Genomic DNA, 20,951 nt, shown 5'->3' on the forward strand with positions numbered 1-20,951 from the left:
ATCGTACTACGGTGTGGGCTCGCACGTGAGGTCCTGATAGAGTCGCCGATAACAGCCCTGGTCGAACAGCTCCGTCATCGTCTCCTCGACACGAACACGACACACTGCGAGTTGGTCCTGAAGACGCGCGTACTCGTCGCTCGATTTGCGTTCGGCAGCGGTTTTCTCGGCATCGAACAGGGCCTTTGTCGAGGCGAGTGCGAAAAACTGCTGGAGCTGTTCGTCGTAACTCGAGCGCAAGACTAGTTGCTCGACAATCCGGCGCAGTTCGTCTTTCGAGACCGGTTTGACGAGGTAGTCGTCGACCGCCGCCTCGATGATGTCGAACGTCGGTTCGACAGCGGTGATCATCGCGACACGACACTCGAGGTCGCGCTCTTGAAGCATCGCCAAAAGCGCCTCACCGGATACCCCGGGGGTCCGCCGGTCAAAGAGAACGACGTCGACCGTCCCGTCGATTACAGCTCGCGCCGTTTCGCCATCGGACGCCATCTCGACGTCGTACGTCTCCCCGAGCCAGGTCGTATACAGGCTCGCGAGGTCGGGTTCATTTTCGACGATCACGACGGACGTCGTATCAACAGTCATTCTACAGTCATCCCCAAAAGAGTGGTTCGATTCTTGAATGTGACTGATAGTATATCAAAATATCGGGCATCGGAAACTGCCGATCCGAGCAGCGCTTACTCGAGGCCGTTTTCGATGGTCGAGCGATGGTCGTCGATCGTCGCGGCGTCCGTCGTGATCGTCTCCGATCCAACGTCGATCGTCAACTCGCCGTCGTCGGTTGCCGTCCCGAGTTCGACGACGGGGGCGACGCCGTCGAACGCGTCTGTGACCGTTTCGGGCGATTCGGTCTGAATCAGGACTCGGCCCGGCTGTTCGTGGAAGAGGACAGCCGATTCGTCTCCAGCGTCGGGGACGGGAAGCGAGACCTCGAGACCGGCTTTCTCGGTGACCATCTCGGCAAGCGAGACGGCGAGCCCACCGTGGCTGATGTCGTGAACCGCAAGCGTCGACTCGTCGTTCGCCACATCGGCGAGTGTCTCGACGACGGCTGCGGGATCGGCCGGCAGTTCGGGGAACCCGTCACTGCCGTCGAACTGGGCGAGATACTCCGAGCCACCGAGTCGAAGGTCGCCGGCCTCGAGGCCGACGTCGCCGACGAGCAACAGCGTGCCTTCCGATTCGACCGACAGCGGCGGGGCGTCGTAGCCGTCTTTCGTCCCGACCATCGCCAGCGTCGGCGTCGGCGGGATCGGGCCAGCTACGGAGTCGTTGTACAGCGAGACGTTCCCGCCGACGACCGGCGCCGAGAGCGTCGAACACATGTCCGCGAGCCCGTCGACGGCACCCTTGAAGCCACCGTACACATCGGGTTTCTCGGGGTTGCCGCCGTTGAGACAGTCGACTGCGGCAAGCGGTGTTGCACCTTTGGCTGCGATGTTCGTCGCGTTCTCGAGGGCAATCGCTTTGGCTCCCTCGTAGGGCGCGACGGCAGTCCAGTTCGGTGCCGCGCCGGAGGAGATAGCCAGCCCTTGCTCGGCTTCTCTGACGGCGATAATCGCCGCGTCGTCGCCCGGCCCGACGCTCGTGCGGACACCGACTTCGTGGTCGTACTGTCGGTAGACCCACCGTTTCGAGGCCGTGTTCGGACTCGAGACGACTGCGTCGAACGCCTCCTCGAGGTCGACTGCGGGCAGTTCGGTCTCGGGCTGGTCGACGGGTTCGCTCTCGAGGTCGTTCATCGGCGCGCCCTCGCCGAGGAAGTAGGCGTCGACGTCGACGACCGTCTCGCCCTCGAACGTGCAGGTGTAGTTCTCTGCGGTGACCTCACCGATAACCGAACAGCCGAGATCGAAGCGCTCGGCGATCTCGCGGACACGGTCGACGTTGTCAGGGTCGACCTCGTAACACATCCGCTCTTGAGATTCAGCCAGCAGGATCTCTAAGGCGTTCATATTCGGCTCGCGCTGGTGGACGCGCTCGAGTTCGATGTGTGCGCCGAGGCCGCCTTTGGCGACCAGTTCGCTCGAGGCACCGCCGAGGCCGGCGGCACCGAGGTCGCGTGCGGATTCGATTAGCTGCTCTTCGACGAGCTGTTCGTTGGCCTCGATCAGAAGCTTCTCGGCGTAGGGGTCGCCGACCTGGACGGCCGGTCGATCTTCGGTTTCGGCGTCCTCCGCTAAGTCCTCGCTGGCGAAACTCGCACCGCCAAGGCCGTCACGACCGGTGCCGTTGCCGACGAGCACCAGCTTGTTGCCGGGCTCTTGGGCGACGGCGGTGACGAGGCGTTCATCGTCAGTGAGGCCGACGCAGGCGACGTTTACCAGCGGGTTGCCCTCGTAGTCGGGGTGGAAATCGACGCTGCCCGCGACCGTGGGGACGCCGATACAGTTGCCGTAGTGGCTGATCCCTTCGACAACGCCTTCGAAGAGGTATTTCGAGTGTTCGTCGTCGAACTCGCCGAAGTACAGCGAGTCCGCGAGCGCGATCGGATAGGCACCCATCGAGAGGGTGTCTCGGACGATCCCGCCGACACCCGTCGCAGCCCCATCGAACGGATCGACGTAGGAAGGGTGGTTGTGGCTCTCGATCCCCATCGTGATGTAGGTGCTCGAGCCGTCCTCGTCCTCGTTTCCGGGCAAGGCAACGACCGCTGCGTCGTCACCCGGCCCGATGACGACCTGGTCGCCCTCGCTGTCGAACGCGGAGAGCAGCGGTCTCGAGGAGCGGTACGCGCAGTGTTCACTCCAGAGGTTCTCGAACAGCGCCGCCTCTGCCGGCGTCGGCTCTCGCCCCAGCTCAGAAACGACGAGCTTGTGGTCCGAATCGGCAAGACTCATTCATGTCGGTGATGGAAGTCGGGTAGTAAAGGGGTTTCTATATACACGTTCGTGTATCGTTTCTGCAACTGTGTGGTGTGAAGTAGCAAGCCATTGCTCACACGTCGCTCGTGAGTGAGTCAGTCAACTGTCTCGAGGCCGACGACTGCTGGGACGAACCGCTGTGGACCAACTGGAAAACGACTGGCGACGAAACCGGTGGTGGCAACTCGCGTTCGCTCGGCGCAGACGGTCTGTGGTCACTGTTTTCCGGCACACCCGCGACCCGCCATGTGGGTGCACCAGAACTGACCGACAGTCCGCCGTCTCAGTGCTCGAGTTCGGCGTCCTCGAGCCACGAGCCAGCCCAGCACTCGATTTCATCGAAAACCGGCTCTAAGGACTCTCCTTTCGCGGTCAGGCTGTAGTAGGTGGCGATCGGGGCGTCTTCCTCGATGCGACGTTCGACAAAGCCCATCTCCCCGAGATCGTCGAGCACGCGCGAAAGCGTGCGCGCGTTTGCCCCAGTCGAGCGCTTGAGTTCGTTAAATCGCTGCTCGCCAGCCAGCAGTTCGTGGAGGACGGCCAGTCGCCACTGTGAACCGATCTGCTCGAGCGATTCGATGACGGGACAGGCGGCGTTCTCGTCTCGGGATTCAGTTTGTGGAGAGGACATTGAGACGTTCTATCGTGACTACGTCGTGGCCGTCTTTAGTGGTTCGGGTCCGAACCAGCTAACATGGCGTTAGCAGGACACACTGAACGGCGCGTTCAGTCGGCGTCGAGGACTGACTCGAGTCTCTCGAGTGCCCGAAGCGAGATCGGCGCGGAGCCGACAGCGTGCACCGGGAGTTCGAAGACGACCCGACACCGATCCGCAGTGAGTGCGTCGACTCGGTGGGTCGCAGCAGGAACACCAGCGAGACACCAACTCCATCGGCGATCCGAGTCCGAGTAGTCGGAGATCCGAAATGGGACCCACACGCCGGACACCAGCACGTGACCAGTCGTCCCGAGTTGTATCCGACGCTCAGTCGCCTCGACGCCAGTCACGAGCGGTGCCCAGTCTGGCCATCGAGCGGTGTCGACGAGGAGCTCCCAGGCGTCAGCTGCGGGGACAGAAAGCACGTGTGAAGCCTCGAGACGGCGACCGTCCCGCGTGTGTGCGGTCTGGAGGCGAGTCATGTGTACCGACTGGTACGTCGGCCGCAGACATGGAGGTTTGCACCGCCACGGATACTGTCTCGTCTGGCGGCCCGCTCGTCGACGCGTCCACGACGCATACTGTTTTTTGACCGGCGCGCATCCGTCCGGTATGGAGTATACGACACTCGGTTCGACCGGGATGGAAGTCAGCCGGCTCTGTCTGGGCTGTATGAGCTTTGGCTCGAGTGACTGGCGCGGGTGGGTGTTAGAAGACGAGGAGAGCAAAGCCATCATCGAGCGGGCGATCGATCTCGGAATCAACTTCTTCGATACGGCGAATATGTACTCGAAAGGCGAGTCCGAGCGGATTCTCGGCGAGGCACTCGAGGGCTACCGCGAGCAGTCGGTCGTCGCGACGAAAGGCTACTTTCAGATGCGCGAGGACGACCCAAACTCGGGCGGACTCTCCCGAAAGGCGATCGAACAGGAACTCGACGCCAGCCGCGATCGGTTAGGGATGGATACCATCGATCTCTACCAGATCCATCGCTGGGACGACGACACGCCGATCGAGACAACGCTTCGGGCGCTCGACGACGCTGTTCGGCGGGGCCACGTTCGCTACATCGGTGCCTCGTCGATGTGGGCCCACCAGTTCGCCGACTCACTTTACACGAGCGACCGGCTGGGACTCGAGCGATTCGTCACGATGCAAAACCACTACAACCTCGTCTATCGGGAAGAAGAACGCGAGATGTTACCGCTCTGTGAAAACGAAGACATCGGCGTCATGCCGTGGTCGCCGCTGGCGCGTGGCTATCTCACCCGACCGCACGCGAAGATCGACGCGACAAAACGCGGCGAAACGGAAGAACACATGTACGACCATCCGTACCGCGATGGCGGCGGCCAAGAGATCAACGAACGTGTCGCCGAAATCGCCGCTGATAAGGGCGTAACGATGGCCCAGATCTCGCTTGCGTGGCTGTTGCACAAAGAGTGGGTCGACGCACCCATCATCGGCACGACGAGCATCGAACATCTCGAGCAGGCCGTCGCCGCCCTCGAACTCTCGCTGTCGTCGTCGGAGATCGCCTACCTCGAGGAGCCCTACGAGCCGGTGGCGGTTTCTGGCCACGACTGAGACGGACTGCTGTCGGCAGTGACCACCGATCACCGACCCTGCTGCTGGTGCTCGGGACAGCACACCGTATGACTGGCCCGCTTCTCGAGGACTGGATCTCCATTGAAAACGGAAACCCGAAACGCGTGCTCGAGTGACGACACTGCTTCGGGTTTTCCAATGTGATATTTGTCATTTGTAAACTGATTATGGTTACACGAGTCAATCATATTGGGAAAGAGTAATTAGAGTTCGTTACAACAGGTCGACCAGCGACGACCGGGCCGCCGTCCATGCAACCGAGACGTCGGGCGTCCGGTCAGCGAAGCCACCCCAGCATAATGCCACACACGAAATTCGATTCGACATCGTCGACCGCAGAGGGAACGAAAGCGCAGTCCACGAGCGAGCGAACTGACCAGTCTACCGAGACAACCACGACCTGCCCCGAGTGCGACGGCCGGCTGATCGTTCGGAACGATCAGACACACTGTGAGGACTGTGGGCTCGTCGTCGACGAGGACCGCATCGACCACGGCCCGGAGTGGCGGGCGTTCAACGCCACTGAGAAGAACGAAAAGTCCCGGGTTGGTGCGCCGACGACGAACATGCTGCACGATCGCGGTCTGTCGACGACGATCGACTGGAAAAACAAAGACGGCTACGGGAGCACCCTCTCAGCCCGAAAGCGACAGCAGTTTCAACGGCTCCGAACCTGGGACGAACGGTTCCGAACGCGTGATGCCACCGAACGGAACCTGAAACACGCCCTCGGTGAGATCGACCGGATGGGCTCAGCACTCGGGATCCCGGACGCCACCTTAGAAACCGCGAGTGTCATCTATCGCCGCGCACTCGAGGAAGACCTGTTACCCGGCCGATCGATCGAAGGGATGGCGACAGCCGCGCTCAACGCTGCCGTTCGACAGACAGGCGTCCCGCGGTCGATCGATGAACTCGCAACCGTCAGCCGGATCGACTACCTCGAGGCAGCCCGCGCGTACCGATATCTCGTCAGAGAACTCGAACTCCCAATGGCACCGCCGGACCCGCTCGAGTATCTCCCGCGGTACGCGTCGGCACTCGAGATCACAGCTGAGACGGAACGGCGCGCCCATGACCTCCTCGAAGGCGGAATGGAGGCAGGGCTCCACAGTGGGAAACATCCCGTTGGTCTCGCCGCTGCTGCGATCTATGCGGGGAGCCGACTGACAGGGGAAACGCTCACACAAGACGACGTCTCGGATGCGATCGACGTCAGCAAGGTGACGATCCGGAACCGCTACCAGGAACTGCTCGAACACGAGATCACAACGTCCGACTCCACTGCTGCGGACTGATGTGACAGCAGACCAAACGTGTCGCTCGCAGATCATGGGCTGTCGGTCCACAAGCACCGACTGGGTCCACAAAAGCTGAGGCGGTTTGCCACCCCGAACAGCACACCGTGACGAGCGAGTCGGCGTGGGCGAGACGGCCCTCGAGACCGCTCACGGTGTAGTTCGCAGTGTTCGCGCTCGTGGTGATCAGGAAAACCGAGAGGCAATATCCGCTTCGGTGATGATACCGACTGTTTCGCCGGCTTCAGTGATCATCACGGCCTTGTAGTGCTCGAGCAGGTTACTGATCTCGTCCAGGGTCGCGTCTTTCGAGACCGTTGGAAAGCTTTCGCTCATGTGTTCTTCGATGGACTCGTCTCGCACTTCGGAGTCGAGATGGACGAGGTCGCTCTGGCTGATCGAGCCGACGGGGATCCCATCCTGAATCACGGCCAGCTGCGAGTAGGCTTCCTCTTCCATCTTTCGGGCGGCTTCCTTGACGGGGTCGTCGGGCGAGACGTTGACGACGGCTTCGTTCATCAGGTCGTCAGCGCGGACGACGTCGCTCTCGGCTTTCTCGAGTGCGTTGACGATTCGACGAAGCGTCGAGAGTCGTGGGTCGACGTCTCCGCCTTCGATCCGGGCGATCAACGGCTGTGAGACGTCGGCTTTGTCCGCAAGTTCACTCTGGGTGAGCCCGAGTTCGGTTCGGCGCTGGCGGAGATCCGCGGACGTCGGGAGTTCCATACGGTTGGATAACTGCGGGTTATAGAAAATCCTTTGGGTCAGACCCAAATTCGCTGCCGTCCGCGACACGCGGGCGTGCGTGCCTGCGATGGAACCACTCAGTCTTCGTCGGGAACTTCGATAACCTCGACGACCGACAGCGGAACGTCCCGCAGTGCGCCGCCGACTTCGCTCTTTGCGATCCGGGAGGCGTGTTCCTCGCCGTCGGCGTTGAAGACCTCCATCTCGAGGCCAAGTCCGACGAGTGCGGTGTCGGCCGCAATAAACGCCGAGTCGAACGGCTCGCCACAGGCCGGACAGCCTGTTGCACCGACCTCGACTTCGACGTAGTCCATATCTTCGCTGTTGAGTCGTTTCCCGGCTTCGCTGACGGCGACGCCGATCGCGTCGTCGATCTGCTCGACGTCACGAACCAGCCATGCCGCTTCCATCGCGACGATGTAATTGGTCATATGTCGTCGTCGGCCCGGGGGACCACCTGTCTTGCGATTCGTCTCGAGCAGCGATTCCACCCCATGATAGCGATGCCGTTACTGTCGTGTATCGAGTCCATCGACAGCCGACGCTGAAAGCCGACACTGACGTGAACGAGCACACTGTGCCAGTCGCGTTCGACGCGCTCGCGGTGCGCACGTGAGCCGGATAATGCTCATACGTTATGAGAATTGTGCGAGTCGATTGTCACCTGCTTAGTCGGATCTTGACTCGAGTCCGCCTCGAGTTTCCGAAACTGAAAGTAGATCTTAATCGCATGACTGCGTCGACCCGATTCAGCAGCATTGATCGGTATGCTCTGCGCGAGTCAGTAATGTTTATATATACCCCTCGACTGGGCCACAGTGAACGTCGATGATATCCCGCGTGTACCACGCGACCCTGTTCGCACTGTACCAGCTGTGCATTGTGATCGGTATCGCCGCAATGCCACTCGCAATCGCCGCCCGCCAAGCTGGAGTTACCCTGCCGATCCACCGCATCCTCGCAACCATCGAGGAAGCCTACGAAGCAAACAGCGAACAGATGGAGTAATCACGCCGGGACACAGGTCGGAACGACGCCGCGATTTTTCTCGTCGATTGACGCCGAGAGCGAGCGGGCTGCCGATCTGGCCGCCGAAGAAAACCGGAAACCCCCGTGGTGACCGCCGGTGTTTTATACCGTGCCGGTCGTAACGTTCGGTCAATGCGAGCACCTCAACATAACTCGGATTTTTCCCGCACCGTCGACCAGTTGGCCGACGACCCGAACCCCTACGAGCCCGAAATCGGTTCGATGCCGAAAAACGATCTCTCGCGTGCTGATCTGGACAACGTGAACAAGACCGGCACGACGACGATCGGCATTTCGACCGCCGACGGCGTCGTCATCGCGACGGACATGCGCGCCAGCCTCGGCGGCCGCTTCGTCTCGAACAAGAACGTCCAGAAGGTCGAACAGATCCACCCGACCGCTGCGCTCACGCTCGTCGGCAGCGTCGGTGGCGCCCAGTCGTTCATCTCGAGTCTCCGTGCCGAGGTCAACCTCTATGAGGCCCGCCGCGGAGAAGGCATGAGTATCGACGCGCTGGCGACGCTTGCAGGCAACTTCGCCCGCGGTGGCCCGTTCTTCGCTATCCACCCGATTCTGGGCGGCGTCGACGACGAGGGCAGCCACGTCTACAGCATCGACCCCGCTGGCGGCGTCATGGAAGACGACTACACCGTCACCGGTTCCGGGATGCAACTCGCCTACGGTCACTTAGAGCAGGCCTACGAAGACGACATGTCCAACGAGGAGGCAAAAACGGTCGCCGCCCGCGGCATCAAATCCGCCGTCGAGCGTGACACCGGCTCCGGGAACGGTGTTTTCCTCTGTGAGATTACCGACGAAGGCGTCGACATCCACGGTCACCACGACTTCGACGAAGTGCTGTAACTCGGCTCCAACCGATCGATTTTTGCGTTCCTGTACCAGCCCAGCGTCTGCGCTCCATCACGAGAGTCTCTCTTCTCGGTGTCAGGAGAGCGAAAACAGATGACTGGTAAAGCGGCCCAAAAACAGCCGTCAGACGCGACCACGTGAGTCGTTACGCTCAGTCCAACTGTGTTGCTTGCTCGAGTTGTGCCTCGGAAACGTTGGCCTGCTCGAGTTGAACTGCCTGTCCCGTCTCGCCCGAGCGGTAGATGGCATCGATCACACGCTGGACTGTCAGTGCCTCTTCGACGGTGTTCGTCTCAGGAGTGTCACCCGTGGCGACAGCCTCGAGGAACTGCTCGTCCTGTGCCGTGTAGCCGGTCAGTGACGAGTCGCCGGTGAGCGTGACGTCAGCGTAGTGGTCACAGCCAGCCGTCCCCGTCTCTAAGATCTCGAGGTTCGTATCGCCGATGTCGAACTGGGCGCCACCCTCGGTGCCGCGGATCCGAAAGTCCATGCTCTCTTCGCGGTTGGTCGCCCACGCGGCCTCGAGTGAGATCGTCTGGCCATCGGCGGTGCGGATGAAGGCGCTGACGGAGTCGTCGACCTCGTAGGTCTCGGCTTCCGCGTCCCAGTTGTCGCCGAATCCGTCAGGGTCGGCGTACCCCTCGTCGCGTCCGAACGTCGTTCTGGTGGTGCCGGAAACCTCCGTGATCTCTGGGAAATCGAGCGCGTAGAGGGCGAGATCGAGTGCGTGGACACCGATGTCGAGCAGTGCGCCACCGCCAGCGAGTTCGGGGTCGGTAAACCACGAGCCGGGGCCGGGGACTCCACGTCGTCGGACGTAGTTTGCTTCGACGTGGGTGAGCGTGCCGAACCGTCCGCGGGCGTGGTGTTCGTCAAACATCGCCATCGACGCAGCGTGACGATTATGAAAGCCGACCATACAGATGCCGTCCGCGCTGGCTGCCGTCTGCACGATTCGTTCGGCACTCTCTAGGGAGTGAGCGAGGGGTTTCTCGACGAGGACGTCACAGCCAGCCTCGAGTGCATCGACGGTGATCGGTTCGTGAAATCGGTTTGGCGTCGTGACGATGACGGCATCGACATCGTCGTCGGCGACGAGTCCCTCGTGTGTTTCATAGGCCGTCGCACCGAACTCGTCGGCAAAGCGCTGGCGTTGCTCTTCGACGAGGTCGGCACCGGCGACGACGGTCGCGCCGAGATCCGTGATGCTGCGTGCATGGAGATGCCCCATCCCTCCAAGGCCGACGATCCCGACACCGATTCCGGCCCGGTTCGCGTTCATCGAGAAATCACCGATTGTTGATTGACCACCGCGAATGTGTCATAAGAAACTATCGTTTGCGTGCGATCCCAGTCCATACGGAGAGGGAGTCGGCGATCGAAATAAGAGTTATGACTGATTAATCTGCACTATTGGCCAGGAGTTTTCACCATGACGACTCATAGTGGATGTATTTAACTCATTAGTTGCTGTAATTGTATATTTTAAACTGATATTCACGGTTGATTACCAGCCGGGCTAAGCGGCTAGCCGTCGACAATGGGGCTAATGGCGACAGTCACGATCTGGAACGAGTTCCGTCATGAACGCGAGGACGAGGATGTCGCGGCAGTCTACCCGGATGGCATTCACAAAACAATCGCAGATGGACTTTCCAACGACAAGGAGATCGATCACCACGTTCGTACGGCGACGCTCGAGGAACCCGACCACGGCCTCACCGAGGACATCCTTGAGGAGACGGACGTCTTGCTGTGGTGGGGCCACGAGGCCCATGACGAGGTCGATGATACCGTCGTCGACCGCGTGCACGAACGGGTGCTCGAGGGGATGGGGTTGATCGTCTTGCACTCGGGCCACTACTCGAAGCCGTTTAAACGGCTCATGGGAACCACCTGTAGCTTACAGTACCGCGAGGACGGCGCGACCGAACGGCTCTGGGTCGTCGATCCCGGGCATCCGATCGCCGACGGACTGGACGAGTCGTTCGAGTTGCCCCAAACCGAGATGTACGGCGAGCCGTTCGACGTCCCCGAACCCGACCGGCTGGTGTTCGTCAGCTGGTTCGAAGGCGGGGAGGTGTTTCGCAGCGGCTGTTGTTACAGACGCGGCAGCGGCCGAATCTTTTATTTCCGGCCGGGCCACGAGACGTATCCGATTTATGAGGACGACAACGTCAAGCGAGTGCTTTCTAACGCCGTCGACTGGGCGAGCCCGACCGACGGCTCGCCGCGAACGTTCGGCGAACGAGAGTGACGACGGCAATGTGGTGATTACCCACTTCGCTGCGTGTCGACCAGTTCGACGACCACCTCGAGGTCGACCCCAGCCGCTGCCTCGAGTCGCTCGCGCACCTCGTCGGCGAACCCGGACGGTTCCCGTTCGCCCGGTGGCCGCTCGACGAGGACGGTGACCGACGGCTGCTCGCCGGTGTAGACGTCTACGAGTTCGTAGGCGACGTCGCTCTCTCGGAACTGCAGGTCGTCGAACGCAGGGTCGTCGCTCATCGCCTCGAGTTCGGTCTTGACGTCGTGTTCGACGGCGGCAGTCTGGTAGGTGCCGTACGTGACACCGCCGAGAACGACTGACAGCAGCGCAATCGCGACGAGGAGCACGACGATCCGCGAGCGCAGCTGTCCGTAGGCACGCTGGATACGATCAGATCGGTCCGGACGGTAGCCCGAAACCCACAACAGGATCAGTGCGGTGAGGTTGATCGACAGGAGGTTCACGAGAGCGAGCGTGCCCGCGGTGACGACTACCATCGGATGCCCCCAGGCGATACCAAGTCCAGCGGTGGCCGCGGGCGGGACGAGTGCAACGGCGATCGCGACGCCGACGAGCACTGACCCGACGTTGCGGGTGAGACTGACGACCCCGGCCACGCCGGAGCCGAGTGCGAGAAAGAGCGCGAGCACGTTCGGCGTGATCCGTTCGGTGATCTGCGGAACGGTCGTGATGTCGAACCCGGGCGGGAGCAACACCGTTCCCCTGAGCGTCCAGCCAATCGCCGCCGCCGTGGCAACCGAGACGACGAGCCCGGCGACCTGCAAGCCGACACCGCGCGTCGCGAGCCCGTTGTCGTCGACGACGACGCCGACGCTTGCCGCCAGTGCCGGCCCCATCAACGGGGCCACGACCATCGCCCCGATGATCGTCGCCGCAGAATCGAGCAACAACCCGGCCGTCGCGATTGCCGTGCTCACCACGAGCAAAATGAAGTACGTCGATGCGGCAGGCGCGAGATCCGCCGCCCGTGCCTGCAGTTCCGCTCGAGAGATCCTGGTCCCGGCGAACTGGCCGGTCAACTCGTCCGTTCGGTTCGAGACGACCGTCTCCGTAGCCGTGACAACCGTGTACGAATCCTCATCGAGGCCGGCGGTTCGAAGCGACGAGAGAAACGGCTCGACAGCGGCTGGCGGCACGGGAACCGAGACAAGCGCCTCGAACTCCCCGCGACTCGTTTCCTCGGTGACGGCGTAATCGAGGCCCATCGCCGTTGCCGTTTCGAGGACGAGATCGAGTTCGTCCTGTGGGACGAACACCTGTACGAGACGCATACGCCTGCTACGACGGATGCGGACATATAGTAACAACTGAACCGATTGACACACGCATCGCACAGCGGTCGTGCGATGCGGTGTGCACTGACGTGCAGTGGCTACTATAGGCTGTCGCCACCAATAAAAGAGTGTCAGGACTCCGTGTCAGTGCTTTCGGCCACAGGATTGTGCCGATGGCCGCATCGTTCGTCGAGCCGTCACCAGCAGCGAGAAGTGAGCGCGTCTCCGCCGGAGCACGCACAGACGCGACGCTATCAGAACTCGTGGTGACCTTCGTCCGTGATGACACCCTCGAGCAGCGAGGTCGGTGTCGCGTCGTAGGCTGGGTTTTCGACGGCGAAGCCGTCGGCTGGTTCGGGCATGACCTCACTCCCTGTCCGGTACTCGTTTTCGAAGACGAATCCTTCGGTGACGATTTTCGACGCCGATCCGAGGACGGTCACCGGGACGTCGAGTTGGCTCGCCGTCGCCGCAATCGGGAACGTGCCGACACGGTTGTACAGCGTTTCGTCGACGATACAGTCCATGCCGACGACGACCCGATCACACTCCTCGAGATAGACGCCGTGTGCGCTGTCGGTGATGAGCGTGGTGTCGACGGCGTCGATTTCGGCTAACGCTCGCGCCGTCTTGCGACCGATGTAGCGCGGGCGAGCCTCCGTAACGTAGACCTCGAAGGACTTGCCATCTTCGACCGCTTGCTCGATCGCCTCGAGCACCGTCGAGGAGTAGTCGTGTGTCAACAGCGTCGCGCCGTCCTCGAGATGTTCGACGGCGTTTTCAGCCGCGAGTCGCTTGCCGGATTCGACCCGTGAGATGACCGTGTCAATCGTCTTTTGTGTGCGCTCTTTCGCCGCGTCGACGCTCTCTACGTCTGCATCGCTCACGTCGCTGACGACCTCTCGCACTGCGTTCTGCAGTGACGCATGCGAGGGGTTCGCTCGCCGCAACACCGTCCCGTTGCGCTCGAGCGCTCGAACGTACTCTTCGACGGTAGCAAACTCCCGATCGAGCAAATCCTCGAGCGCCCGTGTCGCGTTTACGGCCACTACTGAGGAGCTGTGCGTCTGCATTTCTTGGATCTCCTCGACCGTCTCGTCGATCATACCTGCATGGATTCCCGTGACCGCAAAAGGTGTTCCGGGTATCGTCAGCGACCACTGTCGACGATCGCTTGCAAACGGTTCATACGAACTGCTGTACCGGTGTCCCGGCGCGACTGCAGAACGGGTCGGGGTCGCGCCGGCACTGACGGACAACGGTTCGTCTCACACAAACGGGCGTGTTTACGGAGACGAGCCACGACACCGGAGGCCTCGTCGGGAACCACACCCGGTTTCGCGTCTCCCGACAAGAGCCGCTGCTCCGCGCTCGCCTCTCGAACGCTGGTCTGCATCCAGCTCCGTTCTACTGTCGCCAGTACGGAGTAGGATCAGTGATCAGTTCGAATAGCATCACGTTGTACAGATCAACGATATCCGTGTGTTACAATCACAACCCCTGTACGGTCAGTATACTATCCGCTCAAACGGATACCGTGGCAGACTCACGGTCTCTTGGCAACTAGTTCGACACATCGTCGTCAACCCCCTCGAGCAGACGGACCCGTTCACGCGTTGTTCCCGTTCGGTCAGATTACTTCGATTGACTGTCACAGGAGCGATCGACGGGCTGTGCTATTCCACATATAACAAATCGTCAGTGTGGGTTCAAACTGTGACGTACCGATGGACCGACGAAGCTATCTTGCATCAGGATTGTTGGTTGCCCTCGCTGGCTGCACAGAACTCGGCAGCACAGACGAAGCAGATGCCGAAGACGACCCAGGCGAGGCCAACGACGACGATCACGAATCGAACGGTGACGACACCGACAGCGAAACCTCCGGACTGACTGGCACGTTCGACGACTTCGAAGACCTCAGCGAGTGGGAAGCGTTCCAGGACATTGGCTCGATCGAAGCCGATACTGACCGCTCCTACAGTGGCTCACAGTCGGCACACCTCGAGCCCGATGAGGAAGGTCAGGTCCGTGTTCGCCGAAGCCTCGACGAGCCGATCGACGTCTCGGACGTCGTTCCTGGAATCGCCATGACTGCCGAAGATCGGAGTATCGTGCGAATCCAGCTTCAGGACGAAGACGGCGACTACATCGAGTACAGCCAGCAGGTGCTCGGCGATATGCCACTGGCTCGGAAGAACTTCGGTGTTACTCGCATTCGGGGCGATCCCGACCTGAGCGAGGTCATCGTGTTGCAGGTCATCTGCTGGTTCGGTGATGACAGCGACGGGGAGCTGTGGATCGATGACTTCCATTTCGTCCCCGACACCGACTCGGGGAAAGTCATGCTCCAGTTCCACGGCGGGTACGAAACACACTACACGGAGGCGCTGCCGCTCCTCGAGGAGTACGATCTTACGGGGACGACGTTCGTCCCGACAGACCGAATCCGTGCCGACGTCGCCGTCGAGGGAGACCGACTCACCCGTGATCAGGTTGGCGAACTCGCCGACGCTGGCTGGACGATTGGCAGCCAGTCGGCCAGTGGGTCCCAGCTCGGCGACACCGAATCGTACGGCGACGACCTCGAGTCGAACATCACCGATCCGATCGACTGGCTCGAAGACGAGGGGTACGACGACGGCGCTCGATTCTTTGCGTTCCCCGGCTCGACGTACACCGAACAACCGTACGAGCTCGTCCAGGAGAACTACGACCTCGCGTTCGCCGGAAATGCCCCTGCGCAGGGGTATGCGGGGAATCCGCATCTCTGTTCACTGGCCACCAGCCCCGACCCTGGCGAGGCAACGGAACTGCTTGACTGGACTGCCGAGTGGGGTGGAATCACGAGCATCGCGTTCTATCAGATCGACGATGAGAGTGTGCTCACCGCACTCGAAGAGACTGTGTCCTACCTGAGCGAACTCGAGGAAGCGGGTGACCTAGAGGTGATCACGCCCGCGGAGATGGCCGACAACTACGTCTACTCCGAGTAACGCGCCGAGAGCCTCGCGCCACCCCGGCGAACGATATACGGTCTCGAGGCACCTAGGGTCGGTGATGACCGTTTCCGTCCGATACACCTGCCCCCACTGTGACGCTGTCGTGACCCTCGAGCGACCGCCAGATCTCGCCGATCGGTCGGTCACGAAACTCACCCAGCCGGGCTGGGAGTATGCGACACCTGACGACGACGAGCGCGAGTCAGCTGATGGTATCGCCTTCGTCTGTGGCGACGACGACGTCACCGACCGCGAGGGCACCCCCATCGAGGGCTGTGGCCGCCCGTTTTACCTCAACTTCGTCCGCTTCGAGCAGGGCGTCGAACTCGAGCCGGACCCGGCGACCTACGGCGGCCCGCGCTTCGATTTTAACCGGTAACGGTTTCGAGCACGATCTCCCGCGAACACAACCCTTTTCGACAGCGGGGCCTACCTCCGGACATGGACGAAGCCGCCGTTCGCGACCGCCTCCGGACGGTCGACGATCCGGAACTCGGCGACGATATCGTGTCGCTCGGACTGGTCAACGACATCACCGTCGACGGCGAGCAGGTCGACATCGATCTCGCACTCGGTGCGCCGTACTCGCCGACAGAGAGTTCGATCGCCAGTGAGATCCGTGAACTGCTCGTCGAGGACGGCCTCGAGCCCGACCTCTCGGCCAGTATTCCAGACCGAGACGACTTCGACAGCGAGGAGCAAGTCCTCCCGAACGTCAAGAACGTCATCGCCGTCTCCTCCGGGAAAGGAGGGGTGGGCAAATCGACTGTTGCGGTCAACCTCGCTGCCGGTCTCTCACAGCTGGGGGCCCGCGTCGGCCTGTTCGACGCCGACGTCTACGGGCCGAACGTGCCGCGAATGGTCGATGCCGACGAACCGCCGATGGCGACCGAAGACGAAACGCTCGTGCCCCCCGAAAAGTACGGCGTGAAGCTGATGAGCATGGCCTTCCTGACCGGAAAAGACGACCCCGTCATCTGGCGTGGGCCGATGGTCCACAAGGTCATCACGCAGCTCACCGAGGACGTCGAGTGGGGCCATCTCGACTATCTCATCGTCGACCTCCCGCCGGGCACGGGCGACACCCAGCTGACGATGCTCCAGACGATGCCCGTCACGGGCGCTGTGATCGTCACGACGCCCCAAGACGTCGCCCTGGACGACGCGCGAAAGGGTCTCGAGATGTTCGCCGAACACGACACCATCGTTCTCGGTATCGCGGAGAACATGTCGACGTTTGCCTGTCCCGACTGTGGCGGCGAGCACGATATTTTCGATGCCGGTGGCGGCGAGCGGTTCGCCGACGAACACGAGATGCCGTTTCTCGGCTCGATTCCGCTCGACCCCGTCGTCCGCGAGGGTGGCGATGGCGGCGAGCCGACTGTCTTACGAGACGACAACGATACTGCCGACGCCTTCCGGACGATCACCCAAAACGTCGCGAACAACACCGGGATCGTCCACCGACGCAACGTCTCTCAGACGAGACGCAACGAAGCCGTCTCGAGCGATCGATGACCACGGACGGCAACAGCGACGCTGCTGACGGGGCAAAAGAATCAGACTCCAGCCCACCGTTGGACGCCGATTCCGAACGGGTCGCGCAGTTGCGTGCCGTCGCCGACGACATCCGTGGCGACACCAGTGAGAGCAAACAGCTCGCAAACATCCTCTATCGAACCAGCGATCTCTACGACCCCGACGAGGAGACCACGCCCGAAGAGATCGTCCGAAATGTCAAATTCATCCTCGAGGTCACCGAACGCGGCGGCCTCGATCGCTGATTCCGCCAGTTGGCCGTCAGTTTCCCCAGGTGGACGACGCTCATGGGCGTCTCAGTCCCCGCCACACGAACGGGGCGGCTGCCTCAGCCGCGTCATTTTTGCGAGCGCGCTGCTACACTCGAATGTGGACGCAAATCAGCGAACTCGAGCAAACCCCTACGGCATGGACGAGTCGTGTCGGAACTGTCCGGCACTCTGTGAGACACGGACGCAAGTCGTCCACGGCTACGGCGACGTCGGTGCGGACTTCCTGTTCGTCGGCGAGCGACCGACTGAAAGCGCAGACGACGTCGGCGTTCCGTTTGCAGCTCTCCCTGGCAGCGAGGCGACAGCCGACGACACGGGAACAACTCTTCGACGACTCCTCGAGCGACTCGGCCTCTGTGATTCGACCTCGCCGATCGACCAGCCCATCCTCGAGAACGCCTATCTGACACACCTCACCCGCTGTCGCGACTCCGACCGAACGCCGACTGACGGGGAAGTCGGCAACTGCGAGCCGTTCCTCAACGCCGAAATTCGGTCGATCAATCCACACATTCTCATCCCTGTCGGGGAACGAGCGTTGCAGGGACTCGGTGACGAGTATACGACGACACCCACCGACGAACTCGCGTTGCCGGACGACCACGGGCGGCGAATCCGTGGCCGCGGCTTCGAGCTCGTGCCGATGATCGAGCCACATGAGCAGTCTGCCGAGCAAACGCAGGCGTGGCTCGAGGCGTTCGTCGAACTGATGGCGTCGGATTATCGCCAGACGAAAGGACAGCGGAGTCGATAGGAACGGACGAACCGTGACGAACGGTCGCAAAAAGCGGTGGCCGGTTACCAGTACGGCCCCTCGCGCCACTGTTTTGATCGGGCACCGAGAGCGATCAACGCGCCGACGACAACGACGGTGACCGCCAACACGGCGACCGTTGGTGCAAGATACGCGCTGGTTGACTCGAGTACGACACCGTCGACGAAGCCCCAGCCGCCAAGCACTGCTAGCCCGGCGACGACCAGTGCTCCGAGGAGCCCGACCGAGCCGGGTACTGTTCGTGATACTGTGTGGTCCTCCATAATCGACTGCAGACACCGCAGTAGTATAATTCGTCCGGCGAGGCGGCTGGTCGAACATTCCGGTGGCGCTATCGCGCCGCCAGAAGCGCCGCGTTCAAGAGTCACGCAGCCCGAACACAGCACATGATCGTCGTCGTTCCGGTCGACCCACCTCGAGACGGACTCGCGTTGTCGTCGCTCACCGAGCAAACGCCTCTCACCGCTGCCGAAGCGGTCACGCTCTACGAGGCCGCCGTCATCGACGTCTGTCGAGCCGTCGATGCCAGCGGCGGCGAGTTGCTCGTCAACTACCGTGATGAGACGACCCTCCCCGACGAGTTCGCCGGCGGCGACCCAGAAGCCGAGGTTCGTGCGCTCGTTACCGACGCGCTTGGTGCTCTCGAGACGGAGTCCAACGACGGCCCACACAGCGACGAGCGTGTTCGATTCGAGAAACAGGTCGGCTCGAGTCGCAGCGCTCGAATCGGCAACACCGTCACCCACTTACTCGAACGCGAAGACGCGAGTAGCGTCGGCGTCCTCGAGCCGACGGCTGCGCTGATCGGTCGAACCCAGATCGACGGCGCGGCGATGTCGATCCGACGCCACGACGTCGTCCTCGGCCCATCTTCGGGCGGGCAGACGTACCTTGCAGCGTTTAGCGAGCCGATCGACTTCACTGACGCCTACACGGCACCCGAACTGGCGACGCTGGCAACCCGCACAGACGAAGCTGGACTCGGAGTCGGTTTTGCCCCGATGCTCCCAACCATCGCAACGCCGGCTGGCCTGCGATCAACGCTTGGGCTCCTCGAGGCACGCCGAATCGCCGGCACACCGGGCGCTGAGGCAACGGCAGCTGTCGTTGACGACCTCGGGCTGACGGTTGGGGAGGATGGTGCACTCGAGCGATCGTAACCGACAACCCTTTTTGACCGGACGGAAAAGTAAGCAGTGAGGTGGGGTGGCAGAGCGGCCTAACGCGGTTGCCTTGAGAGCAACTGGCTGACAAGCCTCATGGGTTCAAATCCCATCCCCACCGTTGCTGTCGCGAACAAATCCGTGAGCGACAGCACCGGCAGTGGGATTTGAATGAGGGAAGTCGCAGCCCGGGAAGCGAACGAAGTGAGCGACCCGGAACGTCTTCACGTGGTTCAAATCCCATCCCCTCCGTTTTTGTCGTGAATAATTGTGATGCTATGGGTTTGATTAGTCGTCCGTTCTCTCCAGTTCTAAGTCTACAACGACATCATTGTTCTCTTCAGTACCATCACACAGCAGTTTCAGGTCGGCGTTGTCTTCCAGTGTAGCGTGCCACGTCACATTCGCCGAATTGACGCCGCCCCGGCGACTGGTGGCTTCAGTCGCGTAGTAGGATTTCAGACAGCACAAAAAGACGACTCGAGAAGCAAGCCGTCGGACCGCGGTTACTGGTAGGAGAGTTCGAGGGTGCGAGCGCGTTCGAGTAAGTCCGCGTCGTAGTACTCTTCAGTCTGCTCGGGTCGGGTGTCGTCGATCGCTCGGACCTGCAAGATCGTGTTGCGGAAGACCTTGAACGTGGCTTCGTCGACCATCTGGCCGTCGAGGGTCACTGCGCCAGTCCCCTCAGCTTTGGCTTCGTTGAAGCGCTCGATCTTGCTCACGTCACGCTCGAGTTCCTCGGGCGTGGGCATGTGGACGGTGTTGGCCTGAATCGTCTGTTTCGGATACAGCGACCACGAGCCGTCGAGGCCGAGGTGGGCTTCGTGTTCGACCTGGTCGGCGTAGGCGTCGGCGTTGTAGTAGGTCAGACCAGCGCGCTCTTTGAACAGGTCGTCGAACGGGCCGCCGATCGAGAGGAGGCCGCCAGCGCTGGCTTCGTTCGAGAGCGCCTCGAGCAGGCCGTCCCAGCGTGGCCGACCGTCGCCGAGGTCTCGAGCGCCGAGTTCGGCGGCGTAGTCGACGGGACCGAAGACGAGCGCGGTGAGCCGGGACTCCTCGCCGAACTTGGCAATCTCGCGCAGATCCGAGCGAGCGCGGCCGGTTTCGATGATGATCGAGAGCTTGATCGAGCCGTCGGCGTAGCCGTGTTCGGCCTCGGCTTCCGCGACGACTTCAGCGGCTCGTTTGACGTCCTCGACGCGGCCGACCTTGGGGACGACGACGCCGTCGAGCTCGTCGCCAATCTCGCCGACGAGCTGATCGATCTGTTCGCGACCGCGGTCACGGAAGGAGGCGTCCTCGTAGCTCCACTCGACGCGGGGCCAGATCTCGCCGGGGAAGTCGTACTCGGGAACGAGCTCGATCGTGTTCTCGAGCCCTTCGTCTTTCATATTCGGCGCGGTGCCGTCTTCCATGTCGGGGACGAGCCAGTCGGGAGCCTGGAACCCCTCAGCTTCGAGGCCCGAGCGGAGGTATTTCGCCGAGTCGTCTTTTGGAACGGCGGCCGGTGCAGTCTGGAACGTTCGGCAGAGTCGGATGTCGTCAGTCATGTCTGT

General features: G+C 61.7%; 22 protein-coding genes and 1 tRNA gene. 12 read left to right on the forward strand and 11 right to left on the reverse strand.

Features of this window, described 5'->3' with window-relative positions; genetic code table 11:
* Positions 1-6: 6 nt before the first annotated feature.
* The 4 genes from ACERJA_RS10860 to ACERJA_RS10875 form a co-directional block, all read right to left on the reverse strand.
* Positions 7-588, reverse strand: coding sequence for a HalX domain-containing protein (locus tag ACERJA_RS10860; RefSeq protein WP_373608200.1), 582 nt, complete (start codon positions 586-588; stop codon positions 7-9).
* A 95-nt stretch (positions 589-683) separates the two neighbouring features.
* The gene (gene purL, locus ACERJA_RS10865) at positions 684-2,846 is read right to left on the reverse strand and encodes a phosphoribosylformylglycinamidine synthase subunit PurL (protein WP_373608201.1); all 2,163 of its coding nucleotides are present in this window, start codon (positions 2,844-2,846) and stop codon (positions 684-686) included.
* A 307-nt stretch (positions 2,847-3,153) separates the two neighbouring features.
* Entirely contained in the window at positions 3,154-3,501 is a 348-nt protein-coding gene (locus ACERJA_RS10870) for a winged helix-turn-helix transcriptional regulator (protein ID WP_373608203.1), read from the reverse strand.
* A gap of 95 nt (positions 3,502-3,596) precedes the next feature.
* Complete coding sequence (locus ACERJA_RS10875) at positions 3,597-4,010, reverse strand: SRPBCC family protein (RefSeq protein ID WP_373608204.1); 414 nt, start codon at positions 4,008-4,010, stop codon at positions 3,597-3,599.
* Between the two features lie 130 nt (positions 4,011-4,140).
* On the opposite strand from ACERJA_RS10875, the gene ACERJA_RS10880 reads away from it, so the two are divergent.
* Positions 4,141-5,115 carry an aldo/keto reductase gene (locus tag ACERJA_RS10880; RefSeq protein ID WP_373608206.1) on the forward strand — a complete coding sequence of 325 codons (975 nt, stop codon included), beginning with the start codon at positions 4,141-4,143 and terminating at the stop codon, positions 5,113-5,115.
* Between the two features lie 320 nt (positions 5,116-5,435).
* Positions 5,436-6,434: a transcription initiation factor IIB family protein gene (locus tag ACERJA_RS10885; protein ID WP_373608208.1), complete on the forward strand. Its 999-nt coding sequence runs from the start codon at positions 5,436-5,438 to the stop codon at positions 6,432-6,434.
* Between the two features lie 186 nt (positions 6,435-6,620).
* On the opposite strand, the gene ACERJA_RS10890 is transcribed toward ACERJA_RS10885, so the two are convergent.
* Both ACERJA_RS10890 and ACERJA_RS10895 read right to left on the reverse strand, forming a co-directional pair.
* Complete coding sequence (locus ACERJA_RS10890) at positions 6,621-7,160, reverse strand: CBS domain-containing protein (RefSeq protein ID WP_006064498.1); 540 nt, start codon at positions 7,158-7,160, stop codon at positions 6,621-6,623.
* A gap of 98 nt (positions 7,161-7,258) precedes the next feature.
* Entirely contained in the window at positions 7,259-7,612 is a 354-nt protein-coding gene (locus tag ACERJA_RS10895) for a DUF555 domain-containing protein (RefSeq protein ID WP_006064499.1), read from the reverse strand.
* A 397-nt stretch (positions 7,613-8,009) separates the two neighbouring features.
* Between ACERJA_RS10895 and ACERJA_RS10900 the strand changes: the two genes are divergently transcribed.
* Both ACERJA_RS10900 and psmB read left to right on the forward strand, forming a co-directional pair.
* Entirely contained in the window at positions 8,010-8,189 is a 180-nt protein-coding gene (locus ACERJA_RS10900) for a hypothetical protein (protein ID WP_373608209.1), read from the forward strand.
* A gap of 153 nt (positions 8,190-8,342) precedes the next feature.
* The gene (gene psmB, locus ACERJA_RS10905) at positions 8,343-9,074 is read left to right on the forward strand and encodes an archaeal proteasome endopeptidase complex subunit beta (protein ID WP_373608211.1); all 732 of its coding nucleotides are present in this window, start codon (positions 8,343-8,345) and stop codon (positions 9,072-9,074) included.
* Positions 9,075-9,231: 157 nt separating this feature from the next.
* Here psmB and ACERJA_RS10910 read toward each other — a convergent pair whose 3' ends face one another.
* Positions 9,232-10,362, reverse strand: coding sequence for a Gfo/Idh/MocA family protein (locus tag ACERJA_RS10910; protein WP_373608212.1), 1,131 nt, complete (start codon positions 10,360-10,362; stop codon positions 9,232-9,234).
* A 267-nt stretch (positions 10,363-10,629) separates the two neighbouring features.
* On the opposite strand from ACERJA_RS10910, the gene ACERJA_RS10915 reads away from it, so the two are divergent.
* Positions 10,630-11,337, forward strand: coding sequence for a ThuA domain-containing protein (locus tag ACERJA_RS10915; protein ID WP_373608213.1), 708 nt, complete (start codon positions 10,630-10,632; stop codon positions 11,335-11,337).
* A 17-nt stretch (positions 11,338-11,354) separates the two neighbouring features.
* Here ACERJA_RS10915 and ACERJA_RS10920 read toward each other — a convergent pair whose 3' ends face one another.
* Together ACERJA_RS10920 and ACERJA_RS10925 are read right to left on the reverse strand one after the other, a co-directional pair.
* Positions 11,355-12,641: a TIGR00341 family protein gene (locus ACERJA_RS10920; RefSeq protein ID WP_373608214.1), complete on the reverse strand. Its 1,287-nt coding sequence runs from the start codon at positions 12,639-12,641 to the stop codon at positions 11,355-11,357.
* Positions 12,642-12,898: 257 nt separating this feature from the next.
* Positions 12,899-13,750, reverse strand: a complete 852-nt coding sequence (locus ACERJA_RS10925; protein ID WP_373608215.1) for a translation initiation factor eIF-2B — start codon at positions 13,748-13,750, stop codon at positions 12,899-12,901.
* Between the two features lie 621 nt (positions 13,751-14,371).
* Here ACERJA_RS10925 and ACERJA_RS10930 point away from each other — a divergent pair.
* The 5 genes from ACERJA_RS10930 to ACERJA_RS10950 all read left to right on the forward strand — a co-directional run bounded on the left by ACERJA_RS10930 (position 14,372) and on the right by ACERJA_RS10950 (position 18,211).
* On the forward strand, positions 14,372-15,640 hold the full coding sequence (locus tag ACERJA_RS10930; RefSeq protein ID WP_373608216.1) for a polysaccharide deacetylase family protein: 1,269 nt from the start codon (positions 14,372-14,374) through the stop codon (positions 15,638-15,640).
* Positions 15,641-15,704: 64 nt separating this feature from the next.
* Positions 15,705-16,025: a hypothetical protein gene (locus ACERJA_RS10935; protein ID WP_373608217.1), complete on the forward strand. Its 321-nt coding sequence runs from the start codon at positions 15,705-15,707 to the stop codon at positions 16,023-16,025.
* Positions 16,026-16,087: 62 nt separating this feature from the next.
* Positions 16,088-17,164, forward strand: a complete 1,077-nt coding sequence (locus ACERJA_RS10940; RefSeq protein ID WP_373608218.1) for an Mrp/NBP35 family ATP-binding protein — start codon at positions 16,088-16,090, stop codon at positions 17,162-17,164.
* Positions 17,161-17,430: a hypothetical protein gene (locus ACERJA_RS10945; protein ID WP_373608220.1), complete on the forward strand. Its 270-nt coding sequence runs from the start codon at positions 17,161-17,163 to the stop codon at positions 17,428-17,430. The genes ACERJA_RS10940 and ACERJA_RS10945 overlap by 4 nt, the downstream gene beginning before the upstream one ends.
* 124 nt (positions 17,431-17,554) lie before the next feature.
* Positions 17,555-18,211: a uracil-DNA glycosylase family protein gene (locus tag ACERJA_RS10950; protein ID WP_136350876.1), complete on the forward strand. Its 657-nt coding sequence runs from the start codon at positions 17,555-17,557 to the stop codon at positions 18,209-18,211.
* A 44-nt stretch (positions 18,212-18,255) separates the two neighbouring features.
* On the opposite strand, the gene ACERJA_RS10955 is transcribed toward ACERJA_RS10950, so the two are convergent.
* Entirely contained in the window at positions 18,256-18,495 is a 240-nt protein-coding gene (locus tag ACERJA_RS10955) for a hypothetical protein (protein ID WP_373608221.1), read from the reverse strand.
* A gap of 123 nt (positions 18,496-18,618) precedes the next feature.
* Here ACERJA_RS10955 and ACERJA_RS10960 point away from each other — a divergent pair, with 123 nt between their 5' ends.
* The gene (locus tag ACERJA_RS10960) at positions 18,619-19,392 is read left to right on the forward strand and encodes a hypothetical protein (RefSeq protein ID WP_373608222.1); all 774 of its coding nucleotides are present in this window, start codon (positions 18,619-18,621) and stop codon (positions 19,390-19,392) included.
* Between the two features lie 40 nt (positions 19,393-19,432).
* Positions 19,433-19,516, forward strand: a tRNA-Ser gene (locus ACERJA_RS10965).
* Positions 19,517-19,901: 385 nt separating this feature from the next.
* On the opposite strand, the gene citE is transcribed toward ACERJA_RS10965, so the two are convergent.
* Positions 19,902-20,945, reverse strand: coding sequence for an L-malyl-CoA/beta-methylmalyl-CoA lyase (gene citE, locus ACERJA_RS10970; protein ID WP_006064515.1), 1,044 nt, complete (start codon positions 20,943-20,945; stop codon positions 19,902-19,904).
* Positions 20,946-20,951 lie beyond the last annotated feature (6 nt).

It is taken from the genome of Natronorubrum sp. A-ect3, from assembly GCF_041821125.1.
Classification (GTDB): domain Archaea; phylum Halobacteriota; class Halobacteria; order Halobacteriales; family Natrialbaceae; genus Natronorubrum; species Natronorubrum bangense.